The 21,233-nt window shown below is 49.2% G+C and carries 19 protein-coding genes; 4 read left to right on the forward strand and 15 right to left on the reverse strand.

The genetic code is table 11. The features are described 5' to 3' along the window. Positions 1 to 93 precede the first annotated feature (93 nt). Positions 94 to 1,434 (forward strand): diguanylate cyclase, encoded by a 1,341-nt coding sequence (locus tag DFP83_RS00345; RefSeq protein ID WP_110572056.1) that lies wholly within the window; start codon positions 94 to 96, stop codon positions 1,432 to 1,434. On the opposite strand, the gene DFP83_RS00350 is transcribed toward DFP83_RS00345, so the two are convergent. The 4 genes from DFP83_RS00350 to DFP83_RS00365 all read right to left on the reverse strand — a co-directional run bounded on the left by DFP83_RS00350 (position 1,370) and on the right by DFP83_RS00365 (position 4,396). Continuing rightward, positions 1,370 to 2,662: a sensor histidine kinase gene (locus DFP83_RS00350; RefSeq protein WP_157981505.1), complete on the reverse strand. Its 1,293-nt coding sequence runs from the start codon at positions 2,660 to 2,662 to the stop codon at positions 1,370 to 1,372. The two genes, DFP83_RS00345 and DFP83_RS00350, sit on opposite strands and share 65 nt — an antisense overlap. After that, positions 2,643 to 3,323 carry a response regulator transcription factor gene (locus tag DFP83_RS00355; protein ID WP_110572060.1) on the reverse strand — a complete coding sequence of 227 codons (681 nt, stop codon included), beginning with the start codon at positions 3,321 to 3,323 and terminating at the stop codon, positions 2,643 to 2,645. Before DFP83_RS00355 ends, DFP83_RS00350 begins: the two co-directional genes overlap by 20 nt. Before the next feature lie 19 nt (positions 3,324 to 3,342). Further along, complete coding sequence (locus tag DFP83_RS00360; protein WP_110572062.1) at positions 3,343 to 3,699, reverse strand: YgiW/YdeI family stress tolerance OB fold protein; 357 nt, start codon at positions 3,697 to 3,699, stop codon at positions 3,343 to 3,345. 70 nt (positions 3,700 to 3,769) lie between these two features. Next, positions 3,770 to 4,396 (reverse strand): DUF502 domain-containing protein, encoded by a 627-nt coding sequence (locus DFP83_RS00365; protein WP_110572064.1) that lies wholly within the window; start codon positions 4,394 to 4,396, stop codon positions 3,770 to 3,772. Positions 4,397 to 4,514: 118 nt separating this feature from the next. On the opposite strand from DFP83_RS00365, the gene DFP83_RS00370 reads away from it, so the two are divergent. Next, complete coding sequence (locus tag DFP83_RS00370) at positions 4,515 to 5,369, forward strand: NAD(P)-dependent oxidoreductase (RefSeq protein WP_110572066.1); 855 nt, start codon at positions 4,515 to 4,517, stop codon at positions 5,367 to 5,369. Positions 5,370 to 5,390: 21 nt separating this feature from the next. Here DFP83_RS00370 and DFP83_RS00375 read toward each other — a convergent pair whose 3' ends face one another. Then, a complete protein-coding gene (locus DFP83_RS00375; RefSeq protein WP_110572068.1) occupies positions 5,391 to 6,245 on the reverse strand; it encodes a DMT family transporter in 855 nt (284 codons plus the stop codon). Positions 6,246 to 6,354: 109 nt separating this feature from the next. On the opposite strand from DFP83_RS00375, the gene DFP83_RS00380 reads away from it, so the two are divergent. Continuing rightward, on the forward strand, positions 6,355 to 7,266 hold the full coding sequence (locus tag DFP83_RS00380) for a LysR substrate-binding domain-containing protein (RefSeq protein WP_110572069.1): 912 nt from the start codon (positions 6,355 to 6,357) through the stop codon (positions 7,264 to 7,266). Here DFP83_RS00380 and DFP83_RS00385 read toward each other — a convergent pair. The 9 genes from DFP83_RS00385 to DFP83_RS00425 form a co-directional block, all read right to left on the reverse strand. Beyond that, a complete protein-coding gene (locus DFP83_RS00385) occupies positions 7,263 to 8,513 on the reverse strand; it encodes an AMP-binding protein (protein WP_110572071.1) in 1,251 nt (416 codons plus the stop codon). The genes DFP83_RS00380 and DFP83_RS00385 overlap by 4 nt on opposite strands. A 145-nt stretch (positions 8,514 to 8,658) precedes the next feature. Continuing rightward, on the reverse strand, positions 8,659 to 10,011 hold the full coding sequence (locus DFP83_RS00390) for a sensor domain-containing diguanylate cyclase (RefSeq protein ID WP_110572073.1): 1,353 nt from the start codon (positions 10,009 to 10,011) through the stop codon (positions 8,659 to 8,661). 71 nt (positions 10,012 to 10,082) lie between these two features. Then, entirely contained in the window at positions 10,083 to 10,559 is a 477-nt protein-coding gene (locus DFP83_RS00395; protein WP_110572075.1) for a hypothetical protein, read from the reverse strand. 4 nt (positions 10,560 to 10,563) lie between these two features. After that, positions 10,564 to 11,712, reverse strand: coding sequence for a PepSY-associated TM helix domain-containing protein (locus DFP83_RS00400; protein WP_110572077.1), 1,149 nt, complete (start codon positions 11,710 to 11,712; stop codon positions 10,564 to 10,566). 98 nt (positions 11,713 to 11,810) lie between these two features. Then, positions 11,811 to 13,661 (reverse strand): methyl-accepting chemotaxis protein, encoded by a 1,851-nt coding sequence (locus DFP83_RS13520; RefSeq protein ID WP_181416340.1) that lies wholly within the window; start codon positions 13,659 to 13,661, stop codon positions 11,811 to 11,813. 103 nt (positions 13,662 to 13,764) lie between these two features. Then, entirely contained in the window at positions 13,765 to 16,074 is a 2,310-nt protein-coding gene (locus DFP83_RS00410; protein WP_110572081.1) for a bifunctional diguanylate cyclase/phosphodiesterase, read from the reverse strand. A 108-nt stretch (positions 16,075 to 16,182) separates the two neighbouring features. Next, entirely contained in the window at positions 16,183 to 16,719 is a 537-nt protein-coding gene (locus DFP83_RS00415) for a response regulator transcription factor (RefSeq protein WP_110572083.1), read from the reverse strand. Then, positions 16,692 to 17,744, reverse strand: coding sequence for a sensor histidine kinase (locus DFP83_RS00420; protein ID WP_110572085.1), 1,053 nt, complete (start codon positions 17,742 to 17,744; stop codon positions 16,692 to 16,694). The genes DFP83_RS00415 and DFP83_RS00420 overlap by 28 nt, the downstream gene beginning before the upstream one ends. A gap of 37 nt (positions 17,745 to 17,781) precedes the next feature. Then, positions 17,782 to 19,890: a TonB-dependent receptor plug domain-containing protein gene (locus DFP83_RS00425; protein ID WP_110572087.1), complete on the reverse strand. Its 2,109-nt coding sequence runs from the start codon at positions 19,888 to 19,890 to the stop codon at positions 17,782 to 17,784. Positions 19,891 to 20,156: 266 nt separating this feature from the next. Between DFP83_RS00425 and DFP83_RS13525 the strand changes: the two genes are divergently transcribed. Beyond that, positions 20,157 to 20,324 (forward strand): hypothetical protein, encoded by a 168-nt coding sequence (locus DFP83_RS13525; RefSeq protein ID WP_157981506.1) that lies wholly within the window; start codon positions 20,157 to 20,159, stop codon positions 20,322 to 20,324. On the opposite strand, the gene DFP83_RS00430 is transcribed toward DFP83_RS13525, so the two are convergent. Then, positions 20,321 to 21,187: a LysR family transcriptional regulator gene (locus DFP83_RS00430; protein WP_110572089.1), complete on the reverse strand. Its 867-nt coding sequence runs from the start codon at positions 21,185 to 21,187 to the stop codon at positions 20,321 to 20,323. The genes DFP83_RS13525 and DFP83_RS00430 overlap by 4 nt on opposite strands. Between the last annotated feature and the right edge of the window lie 46 nt (positions 21,188 to 21,233).

The following is a 21,233-nucleotide window of genomic DNA, read 5'->3' on the forward strand; positions in this document are numbered from 1 at the left end:
TATTATTATTTGTCTTTAATGAGACCTTTCGCTATTTTTGAACGTATGATTCAATATTATTGAAATATCTTACAGTCAGCGATTGGTGTCGATGTGAAGAAAAAGCAGTATGTTTTTGGTTTCATTCTTTTTTTAATTTATTCCGTTGTTGCCGTTCAGGCGACCAATCTGATCGTTGGACTGTTGCACGAGCGCGAGCTGAATAAACAAAACGATCGCTTGCGCGAAGTGATTACACTTGCCAAATCAAAACTTGAAGCTGAACTGTATCGTGATGTTTTTTTAGCGGACAGTTTGGCGACCGTTATTACCATCGATCCCCCGTTAGCGCTTCAAAATTGGACCAACCTGGGTAAAACCTTAATGGAGAAGTCGACCCATGTGCGCAATGTGGGTGTGGCACCGGATGATATTATCCGTCTGAATTACCCCCCTGAAGGTAATGAACGCGCGATTGGTCTGGATTTTAGAACGGTACCTCAACAGTATCGTACGGTGATCAAAGCGCGTGAGCTGCAGGATGTATATCTATCGGGACCGCTTGAGCTGGTGCAGGGCGGCATGGCGGTGATCGCACGGTTTCCGGTGTTTAATGACTTTCCTACCAATAATGATTACTGGGGCAGCATCAGTATCGTGATTGACTATGATTCACTGATGCAGGCATCGGGTTTTAATGCACTTATTGATTCGCCTGTCGCTATCCGAGGGGTTGATGGCGCCGGTATGAACGGTGACGTGTTCTTTGGTGATGCGGTGATTTTTGAGCAGCCCGATTTTACCAGTGTGATCACGATTCCCAATGGCGAGTGGGTGGTGAGTGCACAATTTGATAAAACGGTGCCGAGCGGCTTAGCACGGCAGCTTTTGGCACTACGTATTAGCTTGATAACGGTCGCCCTGCTTATCTTTACCGCCGTGTTTGCTCTATGGCGCTCTTATCGGGTCGTCCGACGTTTTGCGCATGAGGACGAATTAACGGGGTTATATAACCGCAGATACGTGATGTCACACTTGGATAAACTCGCCGACACGCCGAATGGTCAGCAAATGTTTGCCGTTATCAATATCGACTTAAACGGCTTTAAGGGAGTCAACGATGATTATGGGCACGAAGCGGGCGATCAGTTATTAAAATTGGTGGCGACTGAAATCGTCAGTAGTGTGAGAATGACCGATATCGTAGCGCGTTTAGGCGGTGATGAGTTTATCGTGATTATGCACCGCATTGACAGTGAAGCACATGCCGCTCAACTGGCTGATTCATTGCGAAACAAAATAGAGAAGCAAACGCTGTTGTGGGGCAAAGCGAAAATCAGACCGTCGTTAAGTATCGGCACTGCGGTGTTTAGCACCCAAGCGCATACAGTTAAGGATGTGTTGATTCGAGCGGATCAGGCGATGTATCGGGATAAGGCGCGTTACCGAAATTAATCGCTGCGCTGAATTGACGCTGTTGCTGATTGTCGACCCATTCATTGATGTGATAACGCCATCCTAGCTGCTCGCAAATGCGCTCGATAATGATTAACCCGTAACCAAAGCCACGACGTTCATGATGGGCGTCGTGGTCGACATCATTGATGACCCGTAACTCATCATGACCTATTACCACCTGAACCTGACTATCTGCGTAATCAAAGGCATTTTTTAATACGTTTTTTAACAACACATCGACGAATGAGGGCGGTGCCTGAACTGTGGGTGATGCCTGTTGTTCAAGGTCGACACGAATCGCTTGTGCGTGGCGTAGCGGCTCGAGTTGACTGAGTTGATATGAAACGCGCGCATTCACATCAACCGATTGATAATGATCGGGTGTTAGCGAGGCTTGGCCGAGCAGCAAAAATGTCTTAATCAGTTGGTCGATATCTTCACTCGCGCCCTTAATGCGGGCCAGCGCTTTGCTCGCCATCGGCGAGGTGTCCGCTTGGTGTAAGTGCTCGAGTAACTCTGATGAGCCTTGCAAAGTCATTAACGGGGTTCGGATCTCGTGTGCCGCGAAGCGGGTAAAATCTTGCTCGCGCGCTAAGTACTGCTGTATCTGTTTTTGCCCCTCGAGCAATGCCTGCTCAATGTTATAAAGCTCACGATAGTGTGCATCGGCAACCAGTGTTGGCTGGTTAGGTGCGAGCAACGCGACTTTGTCGACCACTTTTTTGAGCGGGGTGGTAAATTGTCGGTAGAGGTAAAACATCAAGCCGGTTAATAGCACGCTGATTAACAATGCGAGCGTAAATGACAACGCGTGCAAGCGTGTCTCGTAATCATCTAAAAAGTCATCTGCATCGTCTTTAAATACCAAATAATACAGTCCTTCGCCGCTGGGTGCGGGGCTGACTTTAAAGTGTTTGTCTTCGGGACCGAGTTGATGCTCATAATGACCCGGTTCAACGTAGGATGATAGCCATAGGGGCGTGCCCGAACGCGACCAGTAAATATCAAACTGGTAAGGATTCGGTTGTTGGCCTTGCTCACCAAACCGACGATATTGCTGCTCGTACATATGGGCTTCAGTATCTAGCCAATAGCGCAGACTAATGGACTCCATTTGCTCTTGTGCGACATATGTCATGCCAAACAGCAGCGTGATAAACAGCACGCTGATGGTAAACAACAGCAGCGAAAAGCGCCGAATTAGACTAGGACGCGCGTTGGACAAGACGGTATCCTCGACCCTGCTCGGTGACGATCTCAACATCGGGTGCATAGTGAGCCAGCGCTTTGCGCAGCTTATATAAGTGGCTTCTAAACGCGTCGCTATCGGGTTCCTCATTTTGCCAGATGCGTTCGATAAACTGGTTTTTACTGACAAAGCCTGGACTGGCGTTAAGTAACGTGTGCAGTATTTGATGCTGTATCACCGGGAGACTGAACTCGCCTTGCTGAGTCTTACCGCGTTGATGCTCAATATGATAAGTCAGCGAACCTAAGGATAGCGTGGCGCTATCCGCAAGACCTCGTGAGCGTATCGTGAGTGCCTTGATACGTGCCTCGAGCTCTTGTAGAGCAAAGGGTTTCACGAGGTAGTCATCACCGCCCGCGGCGAATCCAGCTAATTTATCATCGAGCGTATCGCGTGCCGTTAAGAATAAAATGGGGGTCGACTGGTTGAGCTGTTGACGAATCGCTTTGGCGGCTTCAAGCCCATCCATTTTTGGCATCATCACGTCTAGAATAATGATGTCAAAGGCTGCGCTCTCGGCGAGCGTTAGCGCAGCCTTACCGTGGTATGCACAATCAATTTCATGGCCTTTAACGGCCAAGTAATCATGGACCGTTTCCATCACCTGCGGATCATCTTCTACCAAAAGTATATTCATTGTGCATCGCTCATTGGTGTTATTGTTTTACGATAGTGACAACATCAACGTCGATTTCCGGTGATTCCATGAACTCTTTCTCAAACTCACCTTGAATCTGGATCGTCGCGTTTTCATCGAACGGTTGACTTGGAAAGTTTTCGCTATCGATTTCGACGCGTACTTCTTGGTGACCGTCGGTAAAAATATATTTCTCGCTGCCGACTTTCTTGATTAACTGACCCTCAAGTTGGACATAGTCGTCGTCTTGGCCGGTTTCAAGTAGTTTTGCGAGATTGGTGTACTGCGCTTCGGTAGCACCGACATATTGTGCTGCTGCGACCGTAGAGAGGCTCACAGCGGCTGTTAGTAAAACAACTAAAATTGACTGTTTCATGACAACGCTCCTGTTTTGTTTTGCGATTGCCATGGCATTACAACAGAGCCGGTGTGAACGCAGTGTGAAGTCAGTCGTCGGTTTTCTGATAACTGCTTTGACTTTTGCCAAGCCCCGCACTGATGGTCAGTTGTAGCGCATCGGCGGGTTTCATATCGATTGATTGGACACAATCTTTCGGCACCATGATCATATAGCCGCCCACGTTATAGGCCATGGGCAGGAACACGGCGACATGGTCATCGGGCATTACGTTAACCAGTTTGTCATGCTTATCTTTGGTTTTGTTATCACTGCGTTTGGTAACGATACCAATGAGCTGCATTTTACTACCTGGCATGGTGACCAAAACCACAGATTCATCGGCGAAATCTTTACCTTGCATCATATCGAATACATCGTTGATGGTGCCGTACAGGTTACGTAGTAGGGGCAATTTGTTCATCAGCTTACCGGGCAACTGCCAGATGGACTGTAAAAACGACCACTGCGAGGTAAAGCCTATCAGCACGGCAAGCAACAGAAAGCTCGCAAACGCGAGACCTGGAAAGTAATAACTCTCGCCGAGGAGTGTTTTCCAGATGGGACTTAACCAGGTCTCTATGGTGACGAGCAACCAGCGCGCCAACATGATGGTGACCATGATGGGGAGTAGAATTGCTAATCCTTTTAGGAGGAACTGAAAAATGCGTTTCATAACCTTGGGGCTTCCTTAGTTTCTCAGCCATTGCATACTAATGGCTAATCAAAATCGTTTGTTATACGTAGTACACTGACACTACTTCGCTCGTTTTGGCAAATATTAAGGTGTAAATATGACACAAATTGCATTTTTAGGCTTGGGTGCAATGGGCATTCGCATGGCGCAACATCTGATCGATGCAGGACATGCGGTGACCGTTTGGAACCGCACCGAATCACGTGCGCAACCCTTGCTTGAGCAGGGCGCGCAATGGGCTGATACGCCGGCTGAGGCGGCACAAGGCGCTGAGTTCGTCATTGCCATGGTGCGCGATGATGAGGCGTCTGCCGATGTGTGGCTTGATGAACAAACGGGTGCCTTTAAGGGGATGGATGAGCAGGCTATTGCGATTGAGAGCTCAACATTGTCGGTGGATTGGATTAAAACGCTGGCACAGCACGCACACCAGCGCAATGTGAAGTTTATCGAAGCGCCGGTATCGGGCTCACGTCCGCAAGCACAGCATGCCGAGTTGGTTTATTTAGTGGGCGGTGAGGCGAGCCTGTTTGAACGCGCTGAGCCCGTGTTGTCGCTGATGGGTAAAAAAGTGAATCACACGGGCGGCATGGGCTCGGGAGCGCTTGCAAAGCTCGTGACCAACACCTTAATGGGCATTCAGGTGACTACACTTGGCGAATTGGTTGCGATGTTAAAACGGCAGGGCGAAGACCCCGATAAGATACTCGAAGCGGTATCGACAACGCCAGTATGGAGCAAAACGGCAGGGATTGTGCGTAAATCGATGGTCAACGAAGCCTATGAGCCTCAGTTTCCGGTTGACCTGATCGAGAAAGACCTTGGTTACTGCTTACAAGCCGCGAACCAAGTCGCGCCCATGACCTCGGCGGCACGCACGGTGTTTAACGAGGCGCAAACGCAACAATTGGGCGAATGGAATATGACGGTGGTGGCTAAGCTATACCAGTAGCCGTGATGTCAGCGACTTCAGTTACGAAGTCGCTGGCTGTTTTGGCAGTGCCCAGCTTTGCCATATCAGTGGTGCGACGATCATCGCTGAGCCAATGTAAAAGTTAAGCCCGGGTTGCTCGGCGAAAAACACCATACCAATCGCAACGGCGCCAATCAGACCTGTGTATTCGGCGCTGGTCACTTTCGCGCTATCAACCGCGCGGTATGCATAGATACAGGTCGCCGCGTAGACCATGATAAACAGCGTCGAACCGGTGGCAAATAGCATACGTTGCCAGTCAAATGCCGCACCTTCCCACAGCGCCAGCGCAATGCCCACGGGCAACCCCAACACATTGGTGAGAAACAAGGTTTGTAAGATACCGTGCTCACGGGGTAATTTTTTAATCAGTAGGTTGTTCAGTGCTAGGCTTCCTGCGACCAACAATGCCGCGACAGCGAACGGATTAAATTCGGTTGGGTTGACGATAACCAACACGCCGAGCATACCCAAACCAACGGTCACTGCACTGTGCCATGTCACACGCTCTTTAAACGCCATACGTGCGATGATGACGGTTAACATTGGCGCTGCATAAAACAAGGCGTTGGCGGTGGCTAACGGCAATGTGGTGAGCGATAGCACCATTAAAGCGGTGCCAAATAACCAAATGTGCGCCCGTGCTGCGTGCCAACGAAGGCCTTTGGGCGCGAGTGGCTCGCCACGTAATTTGATAAAAGGCACGAGTATCAACACGGCACTGATTTGGCGCAGCAAGACGAACTGAAAGGGTGCCTCGAAATTTCCCAGCATTTTGATCAGAGAATCCGACAAAATCGCGACGTTGTTGCCTAATACTAACCACAATACTGCAGCAATGAGTGCTTTATCCATGACGAACCCCCTCTATGACTGGTGATGATGGCGCTAGGATAAAGAGAATTGGATATTATTAAAAATTATATTAAAATGTAGTTACTATGAGAAAAATAGATATTAAGTGATGAGTGTACCCTTTCGATCGATTCACTATTTTGCCATGGTGGCGCGTCGCAGCAGCTTCTCGAAAGCGGCAGAGGAGCTGTTTGTCTCGCAAAGTGCTGTGAGTCATCAGATTAAGCTGTTAGAGGAGCGCTTGGGACAAGCGTTGTTTATTCGCAAAGGACGTCAGTTGTTGCTAACCGCAGCGGGTGAGGCGTTTTACCAGAATATTGAAGAGCCGCTTGCCCATATCGAGCGAGAATTCTCCCAGTTACAACAGGGTGATGCCGGTTTTGTGCGGTTGGCGTCCTATGGTTCACTTGCTGTTAAATGGCTGATTCCTGCGGTGGATCGATTTCGTCAACGCTATCCTAATGTTGATTTAACCCTGACCATGCTCACCGAGGACGGTGGTTTTGAACGAGCGTTAGCGGATTGCTTTATTACCACGCAACCGCCTAAAAGTGGTTTTGAGGTGACGCATTTGTACGATGAGTATTTATATCCTTACTGTTCTTATGATATTCGCTCACGCTTACAGGATCTGCGTGACCCGTCTGCATTGGCGGCGTTTCCGTTGCTCTCAGCCACCTATACCTTTGCTCACGGAACCCCCGGTTATGACTGGAAGATGTGGTTTAAACAAGGCGGTATGCGCTTGCCTAGTCAAGCTAAGGTGCATCATTTTAGCCACTTGTTATTGGCGGCTGAAGCGGCCAAACACAGCCATGGCATAGCCTTGCTTAATGAGTTTATGACGACGCAACGCGAGCGTGAGCAGGAATTAGTGCGTTTACCGATGCACGGGCTTAACACCGGCGACCGTTTTTACTTTGTCGCGCCAAGCACCTTATCAAACCGCAGTTCGATAAAGGTGCTACGCGATTGGCTGGTTGAACTGTGTCAGTCGCAACAAGCAATGAGCCGCTATTAACGACGCATCAGGTCGGGCTGGGACTCCCAGTCAATTTCTTTACCCAATTCGTTGGTGGGCACGGTTTCTCGTACCGTAAAGCGTTTGGGGAGTTCGTGTGGCTCGAGTTTATCCGCAAGCCAGGTACGGACTTGGGCAATCAGTGTTTCTGTCTGTCCTGAGCGTGAATCGGGATCGGCAATGAGTAGTGCTTTTAGCGCTCTGCTTTCCTGTTCGTGGATGAGACGCACACGCGCATCACTGATATTTGGGTGCTGCTTGATCACGCGGGCGATGGTTTCGGGGTGGACCGACTTACCACAAATTGACAGGGTGTCATCCTTGCGTTTGACGGGTTCAAACAAGCCTGGTGCATGCCACTTTAAGCTATCAGGTAGCTCAATAACTTGACGAGATACATTGTCCATTAACTCGTCATTACCTTGCTTGATCCAACGCGGCAATAATTGATAGGGCTCGTCATGGCTGTTTCTGATGCCCACGCCGCCGGTTTCTGTACAACCGTACACCTCAAATACGCGACTTAGTCCGTTATCGGTGAGCGCTTTTAGCACTTGGGGCGCGCAGGGACCTGTCGAACAGACGGCGTGAACGCCCCGCGGAAATGCGGTATCGAGTTGCGCACATTGTTCGAATACAGCAGGAAAGCCAATCAGTAGATCACCGCTTTGCAGCTGTTGCGCCTGAGTCGTTGAGAGCGCTTTTAATCCTCTGAGCACCGGGATCTGTAATAGTTCGGGTAGCAAGATGGAGAAGATAAAGCCGTAAATATGGTGTGGTGGGACAAAACTGACCACGCGTTTAATGTCGACATCATGACGATGCATAAAGTCGATGAAAAACTGTGCTTCGGCGACCAATGCCATCCAGTGATGTCGATGATGTGTGACCTGAGCTGTTGAACCCGATGAGCAAAAGGTGATGTCGAGGCGACCGTCCTCGCGACTGGTTTCAATGACCTCTGCCCATTGTTCGAGTGTCGAGAATCGCAGTAAATAGTCTTCTAATCCACTACTATTGAGTTGAAAGAACTCAACAACACGACTTGCAATCGACATCCATTCAAATGAGTCGACTACCACTTCATGTGGATCGCCTGATGCTTTGCTCGCAAACACGACATGTGACGAAGGATGCCATTGACGGCCTTTCCAAAGCTGTTCATCACCCATTCGGAGACGACCTAACTCGTCTGCGATGATTGCTCCAAGAATATCGACAATAGAGCCTGTGGTTAGTTTTGCCATCTTTTTTTACTCAATTAGGGAGCTTCCGAATGTTCGATTTTATTGTGAACAAAGCCCATTAAACTTACGGTTTTTAAGAACGATTGAGTAGATGATTAGTCGTTAAATTAATATATAGATCACCGATGGGTTAAAAACTGTTGATTTAGTTCCAACTCATTCGGTTGCGGCCGTTGCTTTTACTTTGATAGAGGGCGCTGTCGGCGCGTTTATAAGCACGGTTGAAGCTGTCCGTTTCTTGTAGCTTTGTTACACCGATGGATACGGTGGTGGAGATGCGATGTTGATCGTGTTGGATCTCGAGTGATGCGATACTTTGGCGCAGTCGCTCAATGAGTCGTGCTGTGTCGCTGTCTGCGTCGGCATGAATCAGTAACATGAACTCTTCGCCGCCGACTCGCGCGCACACGTCATCATTTCGCAAACTGTCGGTAAATTCGAGGGCGACGGCTTGCAACACGCGATCACCGGCATCATGACCAAATTCGTCATTGATACGTTTAAAGTGATCGATGTCGACTAAGGCACAATAATATTGGCTCAGCCGCTCACGGTTTTCATACACAAGGCGTTCAAAGAACTCGTTAATAAATAATCGGTTACTGAGGCCGGTGAGAAAATCCGTGTAAGCAAGGCGTTCTAGACGATCGGTTTTGGAGTTGTTGATAATTAAGGTTTCGATCGCGGAACAGAGCAACCCCATTAACTCTTTATCTAGATCGGTAAATGGAGCCCCTCGTGAAGCGGCACTCGAAAAATTAAGTGTGCCCCAGACTTTGCCATTGATACGAATGGGCAAACCCAAATAGGTTTCGAGTTTAAACGCCGCGTAGCAGGGGTGTCCGCTAAACGCCTTACTCTTTGACGCATTGCGGGTGGCGATGACGTCGCTAGCAGCGAGTGTGACTGAGCAATAGGTGTTACCGAGTTCGAATTGTGTGCCTGGCGCAATAGCATCGCCTGTTGACCAGGCATATTTGACGGTGTATTCATTGTCAATTACACGACTGACAATGCCTATGTCGGTATTTAAATATTCACAGCCAAGTTTTAATAACTTGGTGATGCGATCGGTTGATAAGCCCATCGTTTGACGGTTCATGACATCATGAACGGCTCTTAATACGTCTGCTGCGGATGCGTACAAAGTGATGTCGTTGATGATGGCGAAAAAGCCATTGATTTGTTGTGTGCGTTGATTTTGATTAGGAACGTATTTGATTTCGAGCTGTAAAACTCGACCATCACGTAAGGTGACTTTCTCACGTAACGAGATATCTTCGCCCGCAAGTACTCGCGAATGGATTTGTGAGATACGCTCATACGATTCGGCGCCCAATACTTCTGCCACTAGTTTGCCTTTGAGATCGGCAAACTTCACATCAAAAAACTGTTCGTACCGCTCGTTAACAAACTGATAGCGTCGCTCAGTGTCGATAAACGCCATCATAAACGGCAGTGTATTTGCGAGCTTTTTAAATACGCGATCGATACGCAATAGCGGGACTCTGCCTGTGAATCATATTGGCAGGTTACCCAAAAACGAGTGCGTTGGCTAGTGTATTAACACTAGCTCGTCGGAATCCATTGCGAAGGCAGTGACCAAGACTGGACGTGCTGGCTGCCATCCCAATGTTGCAGGGTAAGCCAGACCTTGTCTGCAGGCGAATATTGCGATGGAGCGATTGCGTGCACGTGTTGCAGGCTATCGCTGCCGTGCAAGATGCCGACATCGTCTTGCTCTAACTGGTTGAGAGGCAGTGGCTTAGGTCCGATATTGATATAGGCTTGGCGGATGTCTTTGACCGCACCTTCATTCACCCATACCGAGAAATCTTTTACCCAGTCTTCGTGATGCGCGTAAGGCGGCTCGTTATTGAGCGGCTGCAAGGCGAGCTCTACCGCGCCAACTGACTTGGACGCCCATACATCAGGAAACTCAGGCGGCTGCAGCGATTCATACAAGAAATAAATGGGTAATATCAGTATTAGACCTGATAGTCTGAATTTATTACGATGCCAAAATGTATTTTTGATACGCGCCATAAGATTAGGCTCCTTGCTCGGATAGCTTTTGCTCGCGCTTTGCGGCTTTTTTAGCACGCGCAGCTTGCACGATTTTAGAACTCCAAATCATAAAGCCGGTGATTGACATTGCCGACAGAATGAGACCGAAGATAAACCAAATCGCTTTGGTCCAGATACCGCCAATGGTGCCGTAGTGCAGAGGGTCAACCACGTGCATGACGGTTTGTAGGGCGGTCATGTTGTCGGGCGAGTCGGCTTGTGCCACTTCGCCGGTCCATGGGTTGATCGCTAAGCGATAGGCATACTGGTCGTAGAAGACAAAATCACCGCCGCCCATGATTTTATACATGTCACGGTTATGCTCGGGCATCATGACATAGCTGGGCTGCAAGTCACTGAACTGTGTTTGCGCAATTTGCATTGCTTGGTCAAAACTGACCGTCGGTTCGGCGGGCACTTCGCCGCGCGGCACATCGTTAATATCGACGGTGGGGGCGTGTGGCTCGATGTCGATATCAGCATGCCAGAGTACTTGTTGGGTGAAATACCATAAGCCTGTGACGCTCATGATCATGATAAACCAAATCGACCATGCGCCGGCGTGTTTGTGCAGGTCAGACAGAATTGATTTTTTGCCCTGAGTGACACGAATTTTGGGCTGAGTATAGGCACGCCAGAAGCGTTTATAGATAACCAGGCCACTGACTAATGCGCCCATCATCACAAACGACATTGCAGAAACGAGGTAATAACCGACACTGTAGCTACTTTGCCACGGGAATAGTAACCAACCATGCAATGAGCGCATGAAGTTGATAAAGGTGATGCCCTGATTAACCTCTTGCACTTGCCCAGTGTATTGGTTCACATAGGCGATGCCGGCCGGGATGTTGTCAGCAGAGAACATCACCGCGTTTGTTAGGTAAGATTCGAACGTCATCACCGTCGTGATGTGTGCTGAGGGATACATGGCTTTTACGGCTTCAACGCGCTCAGACATCGCGATGGGCGCTAAGTCATTTGGATTGAGCGCGCGCGCATTCTCGTTAAACAACCACGTTAATTCGTGACTGAATACAGCGATGGTGCCCGTGATACAGACGAAACAAAATACGATCCATATCGGTAACGAGCACCAACCGTGAATTTTAAACCATTGCCGTTGTGTCATGGGGCATTCCAATTTTCATAAACAATGCCCGAATGATATTGCTAATAAGAACAATTATCAAATGTATTTAAGTAATGTTTTTGAATAATGTGCTCAACTTAGCGCATCGAATCGCACTTAAACTGCGACACTGAACTACTCAACTCACTGGCAAAACGACTGAGCTGTTCCGCTGTCTCGGCATTCGTCCGCGCATCAGAAAGAATATCGTTGGTAGCATCTTTTATTCTTACGACATTCTGCGATGTGTCATCAACGACTTTTGATTGTTGTTCGACCGCCGTCGCAATTGATGCCGATCGATCGTTAACTTTGATTAATTGCTGATTAATCTGCGTGAATAGCTCACCTGACCGAGATGCTTCCTGACGACTCTCGTCACCCAGTTCATTACACTCCTCGAGCGATTGAACAATCACGTTTGTCTGTTCAGTCAGCTGCGTTGTGATCTGTTCAATCTCATTGATCGATTCTTGAGTGCGTTTTGCTAAGTTACGCACTTCGTCAGCCACTACCGCAAAGCCGCGTCCTTGCTCACCCGCGCGCGCTGCTTCAATTGCGGCGTTCAATGCCAACAAATTGGTTTGTTCGGCAATGCCATTAATGACCGCAACGATGTCGGTAATGCCCTGGCTGCGTTTTGCCAGCTCGGTTGCGTGTTGGTTGCTGTTTGCCAAGCGTTCGGCAAGGAAGTTGACCTTATCGACCGCCGAATTAATAACGGTGTGTCCCGTTGAGGCTTGTTTGGCAATTTCATCAACCTGCTGTGCGGTACCCTCGGCGTCTTCTGCAATGGTATGTGCCGTTGAGCCCACCTCATTGACCGCCGCTGCGACTTGCTCTATCTCGGCATTCTGTTGCGCGGTTTTGTGTGACGAGTGCGAAACGGTACTCGATAGCTGCTCCGATAGTTCGCCAACGCTGGTGCTGGTTTGACGAATGTTCTCGATAACACGTCTAAAGTATGCGAGTAATTGATTGACGTGATCGACGGCGGCGCCAAACTCGTCATCTTGATGCTTATCGAGCTGCAACGATAAGTCATTGTTTTCTTGAACCTGACTGAGTTGTGCTTTTAGTGTTTGCAGCGGTTTATTAATAGAGCGCGTTACCCAGTAGAGCATCACGATCATGGTCGCAATGATGAGCAAAGTCAGCGTGATTGGCAACCAAGTCGCTTGTTGTTGGCGCTCTTCAAGTTGCGTGTTAAGTGTCTCACTGAGTTTGCTAAGTTCCTCATTAATAAGGCTTCCCTGATTGCGCAGCTCGCCTTTCAGCCCATCGGCGAGTGTGTAGCCAATTTCACGTGATAGATCCGCAAAACTATTAAATTCAACTAAGTATCCTTGGACTTTACGCTGATCGTCGCCACTGTCGGCTAATCGGCCGTTGAGTTGTTCAGCGATACGCGCCACTTTATCGACGTAACCGTCTTCCCAGCGCAGCATGAAATCTTTCTCGGCGCGGCGTAGTTGTAAAAGAGTGACTAGAGTTGCATCGTCATCACGGTTATCGAGCACGGCCTCTAACTGATGTGTTGCATCGCGAAGTGCGCCATAGGCACCGAGCTTACGGGTCAAACCACGAGCCACCATGGCTTGCTCGAGCGCTAGGAAACGTTCCTGATAGGCACTTACAGCACTGTTTATCTGTGCAAGCTGGCGCGCGACCGTTGCGTTATCGAGGGTTTGTTCGAGTTGTTTGATGGTGGCTTGAATGCGATCGATTTCTTGTCGTGCCGCATCGCTGTAGCTCAGATTGCTATCAAGTAAGAAGTTTTTCTCGGCGATGCGTAACTCACCTATTTGGCGACTTAACTGTGATTTCTGCTGGTCAGCTAAGTTAATTGAGGCAATTTGTGTTTGTGAAAATAAAAATATCCCCATTAGCACCAGTAAGGCGACAATGACGCCCGTACCGAGTAAGTATAACTTCTGCTTAATCGACATTGAAAATCCATAGTTTAAGGGTGAGCGATGCATAATAAACAACTCAGGAAGCCATTGGTTCCTTGTTTATCGACCACTCATTATAAGGATTTAAGTTAAGGTTTTATGACATTATGGCGTTATAGCTTAATTCCTCCAAGGAAACAGGCGGTGATATGAGATAACCTTGGATTAAATGGCAGCCGAGCGACAGCAGATGGTCGGCTTGTTCTTGCGTCTCGACGCCCTCAGCGACGACCTCTCGGTTAAAACGGCGGGATAAATAAATAATACTTTCGACAATCGCCTCGTCATTGGTGTTGGTTTGCAGGTTGGTGATAAAGCTGCGATCGATTTTAATTTCATCGACGGGCAGTCGTCTGAAGTAGGTGAGTGATGAGTAATGCGTACCAAAGTCATCAAGTGCGGTACGATAGCCACAGTGGCGACAACGTTTGAGTATATCAACGGCTTCATCAAGATCGTTGATGGTGGTGGTTTCGAGAATTTCTAGCGTAATGCCATTATCTTGGTCAGTATTAGACTCTGACATAGCTTCGAGTCGGCGTCTAAATAAATCACTGTTAAAGTAATCACCGCTGATATTTACACTGATATTCAGATCGCGCCCGGACCGACGCCAATATGCTTGTAATTGATGTGCCTCGTTGAGTACGTGGTGATCTAAGGCAACAGCGGCTTGTGACCCTTGGATTTGTGGAATAAACGCGTTCGGCATGAGCAGACCACGGGTTTTATGACGCCACCGACATAGGACCTCTACGCCGACCATCTTTTGTGTTTTTAAGTTAAACTTAGGCTGGTATGCAAATTCAATTTGGCGATCCTCAATCGCGTACAGGCATTCTTTGATGAATTCGATTTTGTGCTCGCGCTCAGAAGCCTGTTTGGCATCATGAATACTGACTTGGTTTTTTCCTTCTCCTTTAGCTTGGTACATGGATTGGTCGGCAAACCGAATCAGTTGGTCGGGATTTTGAGTATCATTTGGATAGACTGCGACCCCCATACTCGCCGATACCATGATAATGATGTCATCGATAGAATAAGGCTGCGCAATAGTGTCGATGATGCGCTGGTAGTCATCGGTTTTAGCGGACCGGTTTAACAGCACCACAAACTCATCGCCGCTGATACGCGCGACTGTGTCTTTATAAGTAATGAGGTGCTTAATACGCGCGGCGACCAGTTTGAGCATTCGATCGCCGACTTCATGACCGTAATTGTCATTGATCGGTTTAAAGCCATCGAGATCGATGTAGCATACTGAAAATTGCGCAGGTTCGAGCGCTTGTGTGAGTTTTTTGATTTCTTTATCTAATTGTCGTCGATTAGGGAGTCCGGTGAGTTCATCATGAAATGCAGCGTGCTGGAGGCTCACAGTAAACTGCTTGCGCTCTTGCACCATTCGATTACGTTCGATTAACACCCCAACAACCGAAGTCAGTGCATGTAAGGAGTCAACAAAGGCTTGCGTGTATTCAACGACGCGATTGGCGAGGCCGATTAAACCAACCATAGTGTCGCCCGAATAGACGGGGATGCCCACGTAATTTTTGATCGGCGGATGACCATAGGGTGTGCCACCCGAGCGCGGGTCGGCTGTGGCATTATCGGTAATGATGACTTCGCCTGTGACCAAGGGCTTGCAGAGCAGGTTGTCGAGATTGCTAAATTCTAGCCCACTGCTTTTGCTGCGTTCATACAGTGCGTTGGTTTCGGCGCTCCACGCAATATTGGTCAAGCTGTGTACTTTTAGATAAGGCTGCTGCTGGTCGTCGTAATGCACTTCGCCGATTAAGCCAAAGGCACTGGAGGTCAGCTTCAAGATGTCATCCAGCAAAATGTCGAAAGTCAGTTTGTCATTATGCGTGGTCAACAGTAAATGTTGTGCTTTGATGATGACTTCGTTCAGTCGACTGGGTTGCACCGCATCGGCGAGTGGCGCGCGGCTGCGCCGCATGAATTCATATTCGATCATGTGTGCGAGGTGGCGCTGAATTTTGAGTTCATGGCTGCTGATGGTGCGTGGCGAGCCATGAATGAGGCAAAGTGTGCCAATACGTTGTCCATTGGGCGCATGCAGTGCGATACCGCAGTAAAAGCGAATAAATGGATAACCGGTTACTAATGGGTTATTGGCGAAGCGACTGTCGGTCAACGCGTCGTTTATTATAAAGGGTTCGTCACTTTGAATAGTAAATTGACAGATGGAGATATCTACAGGGGTTTCGCACAGGGATAATCCTATCTTTGCTTTGAACCATTGCCGCTCATCGTCGACCAAGCTGATCAGTACGATGTCGGTATTGAATGCTAGCTTGGCGATATAGGCGATGTTATCAAATGCCCGCTCGGAAACAGAGTTCATCAAACCCGTTTGATTGAGTGTGGTCGCCCGAGACGATGGCATAAACGTTACCTCTGATACTCTAGATATGATAAGCAGAGTATTTATTAAATTCCCCTTTAACAAATATAAAACAAAAGAGGTAAATGTCTAGCGTATGTTGATTGAATTTTATCCGCGTGGTGACATCTTTTGTAGTTTACGTTGAAGGGTTCTGCGGTGCATCCCCAGTGCTTTGGCGGTTGCACTGATGTTGCCGCGATGATCGAGCAGCGTTCGCTGAATGTGCTCCCATTCCAGTTGGGCGGGGGTGAGCGTTACGGCTGGTGATATCGATGTAACGGCGACTTCTGAGGCGAGCAGCCGCTGTAGCAATGTCGTCAATGCCACCGGTTTAGCAAGGTAGTCGGTGGCACCACGACGCATCGCTTCGACGGTCGTTGCAATACTTGCGTACCCAGTCAACATGATCAGATGGGTGGGTGCAAAGTGTTGCTTCAGTTGGCCAATGGCATCTAACCCTGATTCGCCCGCGAGCATCATGTCGAGAATAATGCCATGGCAGCGGAGTCGAGACGTGTGTTGTAATGCCGCGCGGGTAGAGGCAAACGTAAGTACCTCGAACTCGGTCTTTTGGGCGAGGCGACGCTGTAATACACCGCGGTAGCTCGCATCGTCATCTATGATGATAAGGGAAGTGTTATCCAAGTGACTACCTCGTTGTGGTTTTGTTGAAAGCGCAGTGTTCCGCCAAATTTCTCTAAGGTTGCGTTGCTAATGACCGCACCAGCGCCATGGCCTTGATGGCTTGGCAGGAGTCGTTGACCCAGTTGGTCGAGATGGGCTGAGTTGCCGCGGTTACGCACCTCGATGCAAAACATACGCTGACGTGAAGTGAAGTTCACCGATACCGGTTCATCGCTGACTCGCTTTTGTGCATCGCACGCATTCACGATGACATTACTAAGTGCTGGCAAAAGCGTACGGTCAGCATTGATCGACGCGGCGGCCATCAGGGCGTCAAACTGCCAGTGAATCGGGACCTCGGGTCGGGCGAGTTGCATCACATGCTGGATATCGGTTGCTAATGCCTGCAGGTTGAGGTTAACGGTTCTTTGCTGACGTACATCGTTGGTGACATGGCGCCAGTGATCGAGCTTATGTTGTATGTGTGCAAATTGCGTGTTGAGATCGTTCAACCAGGCAGGCGCTGGGTGCGTTTTTTCCAACGCTTCCTCGATGAGCCATTGCGCGGCTTGCGTTGGGGTGGCGAGCTCATGGGTGAGCTGTGCGGCGGCTGTGCCTATTGCGAGTAACTGCTCGTTTCGTAGCTGCTTCTCACGTAAATCGTGCAATTGATGTTCTTGCTGAGCCAGGCGGTGGCGTAGGTAAAAGACGACCGTCATAATCAGTACACTGGTAATGCTAAAACCGAGCAGCATACCTTGCACGTGCGCTAACATAGCGTGACTATGATCAATGGGTGTGAACTGCCATTGGGTCCATTGCGCAGCGATGCTCAACATTACAATTGCCACCGCAACGGGGCGCGGTAACCATACGCATGCCATGACAACCGGAATCAGCAAGACCGCACCAAAAGGGTTGCTGGCGCCGCCGTTTATTGCGATCAATAAGTTGAGTGCTACGATTTCGAGCAGTAGCAATGCGAACATGCCGATGACACTGAGACGCTGCCCTCTTAACACCGCCATGCAAATAAGCAGAATCATGATGTTGCCTGTCCTTTAAAACCCTTAGCAAGCTTACTTAAAATGTATAGCGGACGCCAAAGTTTATTGAACGCCCCGCACCGGCGATATTGTCGAAGCCTTGGCTTTGCTCGGCTTTTTGCGCGGCAATATTAACCCCGCCGAGTGGCTGCTGATAATACTCGTCCAGCAGGTTAGTGATGGCAAAATTAAGCTGCCAACTGTTAATCGCGTAGCTCAGCTGCCAATCGATGACTTGATACGCCTCGGTGCGATTTTCTAAGCGCTGGGGGTCAACGCGATGTTTGTCTTCGACATGTTCAACCGTTAACTTTTGCTGCCAGTTACGCCATTGCTGAGTGAGTGCCAAGCGCACGGTCAGTGGTTGAATTTGATACAGCGGTCTGCCGTTATCTTGTTCGCCATGGGTGTAACGAGCGGTCGCGTTAAGCAGCCATTCATCGGCACCGAATACCTTGGTCCAACGCTGGCGGTATTCGGCACTCACACCTTTTAATCTGGCATCGACATTGGTCATTTGTAAAATATTACGTGCGCTAGCAGGGGTTGTCCCGCGATTAAATGTACCGACGACTTCGGCATCAATATAATCATCGACTTGCGTGAAAAAGGGGCTTATGGACACGTGCCATGCGTCGTTATTCGCCTCCACTTGGTAATTGGCACTGAGGGTTTGTGCGGTTTCAGGGGCAAGATCAATACGTCCGATATAACCATTGCCATCGCCAAACCAGCCTATCATGGTGGTCGCCATGACACCTTGCCCCCAACTGTAGCGTTCGTATAGGTTAGGTGCGCGGTTCTTTTGTGCCAGCCCCCATTCAAGACTTTGTTGTGCGTTGAGTGTATGTTTAATCGCGAGGGTGTAATCGACAAGTGTGTCGGTTTGCTCGCGCTCAGACTGATTAAACACAGCAGCGGCGGCGGCATCGGGGTTAGCCATCCCCATCATGGGGTTGTCATTGTAGGGTTGAACAGGACCGGTATCGGTGCGGACATACTCGACACGCAATCCCGCATTGATAAACCAATCATTGGTCATCTGTATATCCGAATCGGCAAACACTGCAACACGTCGACGCTCGCCGTCATTGATGTTGATGTAAGGGTTAGGTCCCATCATCATTGAATCGGCCAGAGCGGGCCAATAGTCGTTCAGTTGGTAATCGACTAACTCATGTCCGAGGTTCAGCTCGCTGGCGTATTTGCCTGCCCACGTTACCGGTATCATCCAATGCAGTTTGTAACTTCGGTCGCGTGCATCGGTGATCATCGGCATCATGCCGGGCTTTTCTTCGGTGAAGAAGCCCATTTCATGCTCGACCGATTGCCAATTGAAGTAGCCCGTGAAGCGCGCGCCCTGATCTAAGTGACGTTGGTACTTAATATGCGCGCCCACACTTTGGTTATCGGTCATATCCATGTATTGGTTGGGGAAGCCTTGATAGGGGATTGCTTGCGCGGTGAGTTTGCTGATCACTTGCTGCTGACTGTCGCGCCATGCCACAGTGAGGGCATGATTGTGCGATTGATAGAGGGTATCCAATACGGTGTCACCGTGACCATCTTCATAGCTGTTGGATTCCTCATAAGCACCTTGGTAGTCAACTGACCATGTGTTGCTCGCCCAATGGGCGCCGGTCCCGGCTAGCCATTTGTCGCCATTGCTTTGGTATTCGCCTGCGAAGTAGCCTTGTTGCCAAGCGAGTTGTTCGGTATCGGCAAACTGTGCACGCATTTGTGCAAGATTAATAACCCCCGCAATATTGTCCCCCCCGCTGCGCACGGGCGTAATGCCGGCAATCACTTGGGCTGATGCGACTTGGTTCGCCGATATGTAGGACAGGGGCGGGTTCATTTGATTCGCGCAGGCGGCTGTCAGTTCGGCACCATCGATGATCACTTTGATGCGATCGCCCATCATGCCATTGATGACTGGGAGCGCAGACACCCCACCTGCGGCCGAAAACTCCACACCTTGTTCGCGCAACTGACTGGATAAATCGCCCAATGGATTTTGGCTGCGTTGACCTGTGATCTCAATGACTTCGGTTTCGACTGAAGGCGACTGCGCATAACTCGACAGTGAACTCAGAGTCGCCATCATAATCAGGCTAACAGGGGCAGGTTTAAAGGTGCTCGGCATGCGTTTAGTTCCACGTAATCAACAATGAATGTGCCGACCAGTTTACGAACTTAATGGCTGTTGACCATGTGACAAATTGTCGCACCTGTCATGAATGAATCGCTTTTACCACGTTTGTAAGTACTCACCTTTACGAACCTTTTACTGTTTCAGACCTTGTTGAATAAGGCTTCAAGGCATAGTGTTTAGAGGTCATCGGGCGGCTCGGGTGACCCCCCGAATAACTCTGAGCCGTCGGTGACACCTTCTAAGCTAAGGAGCAGATCATGACGATTGATTGGGCGTCGATAAATCGACAACTCGATGAAACTCTCAAGCGTAGAGCTCAAACCCGCTGGCATCGTCGTGCACAGCCACGCAGTGTCCAACAAATCTTGAGCAAAGATGAGCTTGATGCACTGCGCACTGAATTTGAACGGGCGCGCTCACGCTAATCATAACGCGCCAGCAAGCGATTCAACCACGGGTGTTGGAACGGCTGCTTAATGGTAATGGCATAAAATTGCTCAAATAAATTCGGCAATGTGACATAACGTTGCAATCGTTGACTGTCCAGCTCATCTTTTACCACCACGTCAGGAATCACCGCAAGCGCGCCACCATCACGTGCTAACAACCGCAACATCGCCATATCATCTGCCTCAGCGATAATCTGAGGTGACCACTGATATTGAGTCGCCAACATATCGAAACCGGAGCGCAATGGCGCGCTGGTCGGTGGCAGTACCCACGAGCGCTTGCGCAGTGCCGGATCATCGAGCGACGTTATCGGCAAACCTGGCACACCAATAATTGACACTGGCTGACGCGCGAGTAGTCGGCTTTGCCATATATCTTCATCTTGACCCGCCACATCGGTATTGGCGAGCGCTATATCAATGCGGTGCTCGGCAAGCTCGGTGAGTAATTGATGGGTCGACATGGAGTGCAAGCGAAACGGTTGGGGTGAGGGGCTCATTAAGGATGCGATGAATTGCTCAACAAAGTTACGCGACATGGTTGATGCGTGACCAATACGCACCACACTGGCTTGACTGGTCTTACCTTGCTTGAGTTGCTCGACCAAACTTTGGCCTTCTGCAAAAATGCGGTCGGCATATTGTTTAGCAATGTAGCCTGCCTGGGTTAGCTTGAGGCGACGACCTTCACGCTCAAACAAGGTTTGCCCCAACCACTCCTCAAGTTGCTTGATCTGGCTCGAAAGCGCCGATTGAGAGACGTGCAGTTGCTGTGCTGTTTGCGTTAAGTGACCGGTTTTGGCAACCGACCAAAAGTAGTACAGGTGACGATAATTCATGGCTGAACCAAATGTTCTTAAAAACAGAATAATATAATAATATATA

Origin of the sequence: Idiomarina fontislapidosi (genome assembly GCF_003226255.1) — a bacterium.
GTDB lineage: Bacteria > Pseudomonadota > Gammaproteobacteria > Enterobacterales > Alteromonadaceae > Idiomarina > Idiomarina fontislapidosi.